Origin of the sequence: Pseudomonas sp. UBA2684 (genome assembly GCA_002354655.1) — a bacterium.
GTDB lineage: Bacteria > Pseudomonadota > Gammaproteobacteria > Pseudomonadales > Pseudomonadaceae > Aquipseudomonas.
On record DELY01000013.1, the window covers coordinates 1 to 8,105 of the forward strand.

Genomic DNA, 8,105 nt, shown 5'->3' on the forward strand with positions numbered 1-8,105 from the left:
CAACACGTCAAGGCTTTATTCAGTAGCACCCAGGATTAGCCATAAAACACCGTTACCAATCCACATAGAGGCACCGCAAACGGAAGACCACCTTTCATATATAAGGAGGGCTACTTACCTGCCCACCGAAGCCATCCACCAAACAACCGCAGCCACCTACCAGCCAGAATGGCCGCGACAGACCCAACCTGACGCCTGCGCAAACCCTTCAGAGCACGCCGACAACCCGTAGCTCAGCTATACGCTCGGCACTCAAACCTAGCCACTGCTGCAATACCTGCTCGGTGTGCTCGCCCAACAAGGGCGGTGCGTTGCGGTATTGCACAGGCGTCTCTGACAGGCGAATCGGGCTGGCCACCTGCGGCACCGTGCCAGCCAGCGGATGTGGCAGCTCGATACGTAGACCACGGGCTTGCACCTGCAGGTCAGCAAACACTTGCTGCAGGTCATTGATCGGTCCACAGGGCACGCCGGCCTGCCCCAGGACTGCCACCCATTGCGCAGTGGTCTTGAATACCGTGGCCTGACGGATCAACGGGATCAGCTCTGCGCGATGCGCAACACGCGCTTGATTGCTGGCAAACCGCGGGTCATCTGCCCACTCGGCATGTCCAGCGACCTCACAGAACTTACGGAACTGACCATCATTACCCACGGTGAGGATGAAGTCACCATCGGCCGTGGGGAAATCCTGGTACGGCACAATATTCGGGTGGGCGTTGCCCAGGCGCCGCGGCGGCTGCCCGGTAGTCAGGTAGTTCATCGCCTGATTGGCCAGGCATGCAACCTGCACATCCAGCAATGCCATATCGATGTGCTGCCCGCTACCCGTCTGCTCACGACTGGCTAGGGCCGCAAGGATTGCCGCTGTCGAATACAAGCCAGTGAGAATATCGGTCAAGGCCACGCCAACCTTGACCGGCCCGGCGCCCTCTTCACCATCGGCGCGCCCAGTCAGGCTCATTAGCCCGCCGAGGCCCTGGATCATGAAGTCGTAACCGGCGCGCTTGGCGTAGGGACCATCCTGGCCGAAACCGGTGATCGAGCAATAGATCAGGCGCGGATTGAGCGCCTTCAGCGTGGCATAGTCGAGACCATAGGCCGCCAAGCCGCCCACTTTGAAGTTCTCGATGAGGATATCGGCTTTCCCCGCCAACTCACGCACGATGCGCTGCCCCTCGGCCTGCGTAAAGTCGACGGTGATCGATTGCTTGTTGCGGTTGGCTGCCAGGAAGTAGGACGCCTCGCACGTGTCGTCACCACGCGCATCCTTAAGGAACGGCGGCCCCCAAGCCCGGGTGTCGTCGCCAACGCCCGGGCGCTCGACCTTAATAACCTCGGCGCCGAGGTCCGCCAATATCTGCCCGGCCCACGGCCCGGCAAGCACACGCGAAAGATCGAGGACACGAAGGTGCGAGAGGGCGCCAGCCATAAGATCACCTAGAAGTAGAAAGCGGAGCGGACACGTCCTCTCTATATAGATAGAAAGGAACGTGCGGCGAGAGTCAGAAGAACGCCTGGAGGCCTGTCTGTGCGCGACCCAGAATCAGCGCATGGACGTCGTGGGTACCTTCATAGGTGTTGACCACTTCCAAGTTGACCAGATGGCGGGCCACGCCGAACTCGTCGCTGATGCCGTTGCCGCCGAGCATGTCGCGGGCCATGCGGGCGATATCCAGGGATTTGCCGCAGCTGTTGCGTTTCATCATCGAGGTGATTTCCACCGCAGCGGTGCCTTCGTCCTTCATCCGACCAAGACGCAGGCAGCCTTGCAGGGCCATGGTGATTTCGGTCTGCATGTCGGCGAGCTTCTTCTGGATCAGTTGGGTCTGTGCCAGCGGACGGCCGAACTGGGTGCGGTCGAGGGTGTATTGGCGCGCGGTGTGCCAGCAGAACTCGGCCGCGCCCAGCGCGCCCCAGCTGATGCCGTAGCGGGCGGAGTTGAGGCAGGTGAACGGGCCTTTCAGGCCGCGTACGTCGGGGAAGGCGTTCTCTTCCGGGCAGAACACGTTGTCCATAACGATCTCGCCGGTGATCGAGGCCCGCAGGCCGACCTTGCCGTGGATCGCCGGGGTGCTCAGGCCCTGCCAGCCTTTTTCCAGGACGAAGCCACGGATCTCGCCGGCGTCATCCTTGGCCCAGACCACAAACACATCGGCGATCGGGCTGTTGGTGATCCACATCTTGCTGCCGCTGAGGCGGTAGCCGCCGTCGACCTTCTTCGCCCGGGTGATCATCGAGCCCGGGTCCGAGCCGTGGTTCGGCTCGGTCAGGCCGAAGCAGCCGATATATTCGCCGCTGGCCAGTTTCGGCAGGTACTTCTGCTTGGTCGCTTCGTTGCCGAACTCGAAGATCGGCACCATCACCAGGGACGACTGCACGCTCATCATCGAGCGGTAGCCGGAATCGATACGCTCGACTTCGCGGGCGATCAGGCCGTAGCACACGTAGTTGAGGCCACTGCCGCCGTATTCGGCGGGAATGGTCGCGCCGAGCAGGCCGGTGTCACCCATCTCACGGAAGATTTTCGGGTCGGTCTGCTCGTGGCGGAAGGCTTCCAGCACGCGCGGGGCCAGCTTGTCGGCGGCGAACTGCTGGGCGCTGTCGCGTACCATGCGTTCTTCTTCGGTCAGTTGCTGGTCGAGCAGCAGCGGGTCGATCCAGTTGAAGCTTGCCTTGGCCATCGCGAAAACCTCTAGATTAAAGATGGAAGGGCCGCCTGAGCGCTACGCACGATTGCAGCGTAACCAAGCCCGCCATCACGGGGAGATGACATTGATCCTAGGCGCCGTGCAGGCGCAGGGCAAACGAGTATTTCGCACGTAGTTGTGCGGTTAGCGCACTTCGAGATAGCTTTAATTGGCATTAACTGCCCAACAAAGTGAGAGTGCCGCACAGATGCGCCGTAAGATCCCCAGCACCACCGCACTGGTCGCCTTCGAGTCGGCAGCGCGCCACCAGAGCTTCACCAAAGCCGCAGAGGAACTGGCGCTGACGCAGAGCGCCATCTGTCGACAAATCGCCAGCCTGGAAGAATTCCTCAACGTCGAACTGTTTCGTCGCTCACGCCGCGGAGTGAAGCTGACCGAAGCCGGGTTGTCCTATGCGCGCCGAGTGGCGACGCAACTTGACGCAGTGGAGCGCGACACCCTCGCCGTAATGGGCCAGCAGGGTGCGATGAGCATCGAGCTGGCGGTGGTACCGACTTTCGGCACACAGTGGTTGCTGCCACGGCTGAAAGACTTCCAGCGTTTGCACCCGGAGATCACGGTCAATCTGACCAACCGCACACGACCCTTTCTGTTTGCCGACACCGAATTCGATGCGGCGGTGTATTTCGGCGATGGCGACTGGTCAGGCACCTCATCGCACCTGCTAATGCGCGAAAATCCGATGCCGGTGTGCAGCCCAGCCCTGCTCGATGGGTGCGCACAGTTGAGCGCAACGCAACTGGCCACGCTGCCGTTGCTGCAGCAAACGACCCGCCCCTACGCTTGGCGCCAGTGGTTCAACTCGCTTGGCGTGACCATTGCTCGGGATATGAGCGGGCCACGCTACGAACTGTTCTCCATGCTCGCCCAAGCGGCCATGCATGAGATGGGCATTGCACTGATTCCGCCCTTCCTGATTCAGCGCGAGCTGGCCGAAGGCCGTCTGGTGATTGCCCTGGAGCACGCCTACCGCAACGACAAGGCGTATTACCTGATCATCCCCGAACGCAAGGTGGAGTCCGTCGCACTGCTCGCCCTGCGGGATTGGCTGGTACATGAGGCGCGCGCCTATGCCGTGACCAGTGGCCTGGAATAAACAACAGCAACCGAAGCATTGCCCGCCGAAACTGCCAGCACGCGCCAGCGTGCATGCCCGCGCCACCCCCACATCAACACGACCACCTGGAGTGCCAGCACACTGAGCAAGCTGACCCCGTAGTCAACTACGCCAGACGCTACACTTCGCCTCGCCAACATCACCGCCAAGTGTTTTATTTACTGCACAGTAAAACCGCCACAGGACCTGCAAACACAGGCGTAGGCGGTTTAATGGCGAGGTAAAACATTGACCTGATGCACTGCCATTCATGGCGAGGATGTTATTTCCGCCAATTGGCCCCTATCGCAAGGCTACACACCACGCCTGGCAAGGGCTTACAGCAAAAGCATGGATAGCAAGTCATGCTATGACTTGTAGTTATCGCAAGGTTTTACTTCAGAAATTCTTGAAGGCCTCACGCTTCGCCTGCAAAATGCCGCGCCCCGCCTTCATCGCAGCGATTACTTAGGCGGGTTTGTGCTGATCCTCCACTCGCCAGCGCGCCACCCGTAGTGCGCCGGTTCACTAAAAAGATCACGCAGGAGATTTGAAGTGCACATCGGTGTTCCCCTCGAAACCCATGCCGGCGAGACGCGCGTTGCCGCGACGCCCGAGACCATCAAGAAGCTGATCGGCCAAGGCCATCAGGTGACTGTACAGAGCGGAGCAGGCGTCAACGCCAGCATCCCGGACAGTGCCTATGAGGCTGTTGGCGCGGCTATCGGCAACGATGCTGCAGCCTTCGGTGCCGATCTGGTGCTGAAAGTGGTCGCCCCAACCGACGCCGAACTGGCCCACATGAAAACCGGCGCTGTGCTGGTGGGCATGCTCAACCCGTTCAGCAACGAGACCATCGCGCGCATCAATGCCCGTGGCGTCACCGCCTTCGCCCTGGAGGCCGCACCGCGTACCTCCCGCGCGCAGAGCCTGGACGTGCTGTCGTCGCAAGCCAACATCGCCGGCTATAAGGCTGTGCTGCTGGCCGCGCACCACTACCCGCGCTTTATGCCGATGCTGATGACTGCCGCCGGTACCGTTAAGGCCGCGCGCATCCTCATCCTCGGTGCTGGCGTTGCCGGCCTGCAGGCCATCGCCACGGCCAAGCGCCTGGGTGCGGTGATCGAGGCTTCGGACGTGCGTCCGGCGGTTAAAGAGCAGATCGAATCCCTCGGTGCCAAGTTCGTCGACGTGCCGTTCGAGACCGATGAAGAGCGCGAATGCGCCCAGGGCGTGGGCGGCTATGCCCGGCCGATGCCGGCTTCGTGGATGGAGCGTCAGGCCAAGGCAGTGCACGAGCGCGCCAAGCAGGCTGACATCGTCATCACCACCGCGCTGATTCCGGGCCGCAAGGCACCGACCCTGCTGCATGCCGCCACCGTGGCGGAAATGAAGCCAGGCTCGGTGATCATCGACCTCGCTGCAGCGCAAGGCGGCAACTGCCCGCTGACCGTCGCCGAGCAGGTGGTGGTGCAGCATGGCGTGACCATCGTCGGCCACAGCAACCTGGCGGCCCTGGTGCCGGCCGATGCTTCGGCGCTGTACGCACGCAACCTGTTGGACTTCCTCAAGCTGGTCATCGACGGCGAAGGCAAGTTCCACCTCAACCTTGAAGACGACATCGTCGCCGCGTGCCTGATGTGCCGTGACGGCAACGTCGTGCGCACTAACGGCTAAGGGGAGCACCGCTCATGGATATGATTTCCGACGGCATCTACAACCTGATCATCTTCGCGCTGGCCATCTACGTGGGCTACCACGTGGTATGGAACGTGACTCCGGCCCTGCATACCCCGCTGATGGCGGTGACCAACGCGATTTCCGCGATCGTTATCGTCGGTGCCATGTTGGCCGCCGCGCTGACCGTGACTCCGCTGGGCAAGACCATGGGCACCCTGGCCGTGGCTCTGGCCGCGGTCAACGTGTTCGGTGGTTTCCTGGTCACCCGGCGCATGCTGGAAATGTTTAAGAAGAAAGCGCCGAAAGCGCAGGTGGAGAAGCACTGATGAGCATGAATCTGATCACTGTTCTCTACCTCGTTGCCTCGATCTGCTTTATTCAGGCACTCAAAGGCCTGTCGCACCCGACTACCTCGCGGCGCGGCAACCTGTTCGGCATGATCGGTATGGGCATCGCCGTGCTCACCACCGTCGGCCTGATCTACAAGCTCGGGGCCGAAATCGCCACCCAGGGCATCGGCTACGTGATTGTCGGCCTGCTGGTCGGCGGTACCGCCGGTTCGGTGATGGCCAAGCGCGTGGAAATGACCAAGATGCCGGAACTGGTCGCCTTCATGCACAGCATGATCGGCCTGGCTGCGGTGTTTATCGCCATCGCCGCGGTGGTTGAGCCGCAGTCCCTGGGCATTGTTGCCGCCCTGGGCGATGCGATTCCGGCGGGTAACCGTCTGGAACTGTTCCTCGGTGCAGCCATCGGTGCCATCACCTTCTCCGGTTCGGTAATCGCCTTCGGCAAGCTCTCGGGCAAGTACAAGTTCCGCCTGTTCCAGGGCGCACCGGTACAGTTCAAGGGCCAACACTGGGTCAACCTGGCCATCGGCCTGGCGATTCTCGGTCTGGGCCTGGTGTACACCTTCACCGGTGACATCACCGCCTTCGCCATCCTGCTGGCCCTGGCCTTCGTCATCGGCGTGCTGATCATCATCCCGATCGGCGGCGCGGACATGCCGGTGGTGGTGTCGATGCTCAACAGCTACTCGGGCTGGGCGGCGGCCGGTATCGGCTTCTCGCTGAACAACTCGATGCTGATCATCGCCGGTTCGCTGGTAGGTTCTTCGGGCGCGATCCTCTCGTACATCATGTGCAAGGCGATGAACCGTTCGTTCTTCAACGTGATCCTCGGTGGTTTCGGTGGCGCGACTGAAGCCGCTGGCCCAGCTGGTGCTCAGGAAGCTCGTCCGGTTAAGTCCGGCTCGAGCGACGACGCCGCCTTCCTGCTGACCAACGCCGACACCGTGATCATCGTTCCAGGCTACGGCCTGGCCGTGGCCCGTGCCCAGCACGCGCTGATGGAACTGGCGGAGAAGCTGACTCACCGCGGCGTTACCGTGAAGTACGCGATCCACCCGGTTGCCGGTCGTATGCCTGGCCACATGAACGTGCTGCTGGCCGAGGCCGAAGTGCCTTACGAGCAGGTGTTCGAGATGGACGACATCAACTCCGAGTTCGGCCAGGCCGACGTGGTGCTGGTGCTCGGCGCCAACGACGTGGTCAACCCGGCCGCGAAGAACGACCCGAAGTCGCCGATCGCCGGCATGCCGATCCTCGAGGCCTACAAAGCCAAGACCGTGATCGTCAACAAGCGCTCGATGGCCAGCGGCTACGCCGGCCTGGACAACGAACTGTTCTACCTGGACAAGACCATGATGGTCTTCGGCGACGCCAAGAAAGTGATTGAAGACATGGTCAAAGCTGTCGACTGACGGCACGGCCTGGTCACGCAAAAGCCCGGCCTTGTGCCGGGCTTTTTGTTATCCAAGGGATTCCTGAGCGCAGACGCCGACAGGTACAGATCACCTAAAATGGCGGCAAACCTCGTTGAAAAGCTGAACAACAAGTCAGCCCATTCAACCAATCAATTTATAACTGTACCTATAGGTAAACACTGCAAGAGAAATTATTCTCAGATAAAAACACTGCCGATAAAGCAAAAACGCGTCAACTCACTTATTACCGATACAGTTACTGCGAAAAATAGCACAACAGTTACAAAGCAACCTATCTAATAGGACAACAATTTCATTCAGCTGTGGCTATTGCCTAGGCCGGCGAAGGAGGATTATTCACGTCAGCAAAACACTCTCTAGACCCGCCACGAGCGGAAGGATGTACACCATGGAACGTACCCTCAGTTCCGACCTGTTCTTCGACCACACTGCACCGCACAACCAAACCGCATGGCCTTTGCGCCTGATTGCCGCCCTGACCCTGTGGCAGCGCCGCATCATCAGCCGTCGCCAACTGGCCCGCCTCGACAGTCGCCTACTGGCCGACGCCGGAATCAGCGAAGTTCAGCGCCAAACCGAGCTGCGCAAGCCGTTCTGGCGCTAAGGGCTGCGGTACAAACCGCCCGCCATGCAGTGCTGACAAAAGCCGCCCACGCCCCGCGTTGGCGGCTTTTTTGTTGTACCTGTCCCGTCCTGAATAAGGTTTACACCTTCTGACCTATTTTCAGGAGGATGCAATGGATTCGAGGAAAAGGCGCAGTCAGCGCGATTACACGCTGGCTTTTAAATTGTCGGTCGTCGACCAAGTCGAAAAAGGCGAGCTGAGTTATAA

General features: G+C 60.7%; 7 protein-coding genes. 5 read left to right on the plus strand and 2 right to left on the minus strand.

Annotated features, from left to right (window positions below; all coding sequences use genetic code 11):
* Positions 1-208: 208 nt before the first annotated feature.
* Positions 209-1,432 (minus strand): CaiB/BaiF CoA transferase family protein, encoded by a 1,224-nt coding sequence (locus B3M58_RS06405; protein WP_296217742.1) that lies wholly within the window; start codon positions 1,430-1,432, stop codon positions 209-211.
* Between the two features lie 73 nt (positions 1,433-1,505).
* The gene (locus B3M58_RS06410; RefSeq protein ID WP_296217743.1) at positions 1,506-2,684 is read right to left on the minus strand and encodes an acyl-CoA dehydrogenase; all 1,179 of its coding nucleotides are present in this window, start codon (positions 2,682-2,684) and stop codon (positions 1,506-1,508) included.
* A gap of 214 nt (positions 2,685-2,898) precedes the next feature.
* On the opposite strand from B3M58_RS06410, the gene gcvA reads away from it, so the two are divergent.
* The 5 genes from gcvA to B3M58_RS06435 all read left to right on the plus strand — a co-directional run bounded on the left by gcvA (position 2,899) and on the right by B3M58_RS06435 (position 7,877).
* The gene (gene gcvA, locus B3M58_RS06415; protein ID WP_296217744.1) at positions 2,899-3,807 is read left to right on the plus strand and encodes a transcriptional regulator GcvA; all 909 of its coding nucleotides are present in this window, start codon (positions 2,899-2,901) and stop codon (positions 3,805-3,807) included.
* Positions 3,808-4,362: 555 nt separating this feature from the next.
* Positions 4,363-5,484, plus strand: coding sequence for a Re/Si-specific NAD(P)(+) transhydrogenase subunit alpha (locus tag B3M58_RS06420; RefSeq protein ID WP_296217745.1), 1,122 nt, complete (start codon positions 4,363-4,365; stop codon positions 5,482-5,484).
* 14 nt (positions 5,485-5,498) lie between these two features.
* Positions 5,499-5,813: an NAD(P) transhydrogenase subunit alpha gene (locus B3M58_RS06425; protein ID WP_296217746.1), complete on the plus strand. Its 315-nt coding sequence runs from the start codon at positions 5,499-5,501 to the stop codon at positions 5,811-5,813.
* Positions 5,813-7,249 carry an NAD(P)(+) transhydrogenase (Re/Si-specific) subunit beta gene (locus tag B3M58_RS06430; RefSeq protein ID WP_296217747.1) on the plus strand — a complete coding sequence of 479 codons (1,437 nt, stop codon included), beginning with the start codon at positions 5,813-5,815 and terminating at the stop codon, positions 7,247-7,249. Before B3M58_RS06425 ends, B3M58_RS06430 begins: the two co-directional genes overlap by 1 nt.
* 412 nt (positions 7,250-7,661) lie before the next feature.
* Positions 7,662-7,877: a DUF1127 domain-containing protein gene (locus tag B3M58_RS06435; RefSeq protein ID WP_296217748.1), complete on the plus strand. Its 216-nt coding sequence runs from the start codon at positions 7,662-7,664 to the stop codon at positions 7,875-7,877.
* The last annotated feature ends 228 nt before the right edge of the window (positions 7,878-8,105 follow it).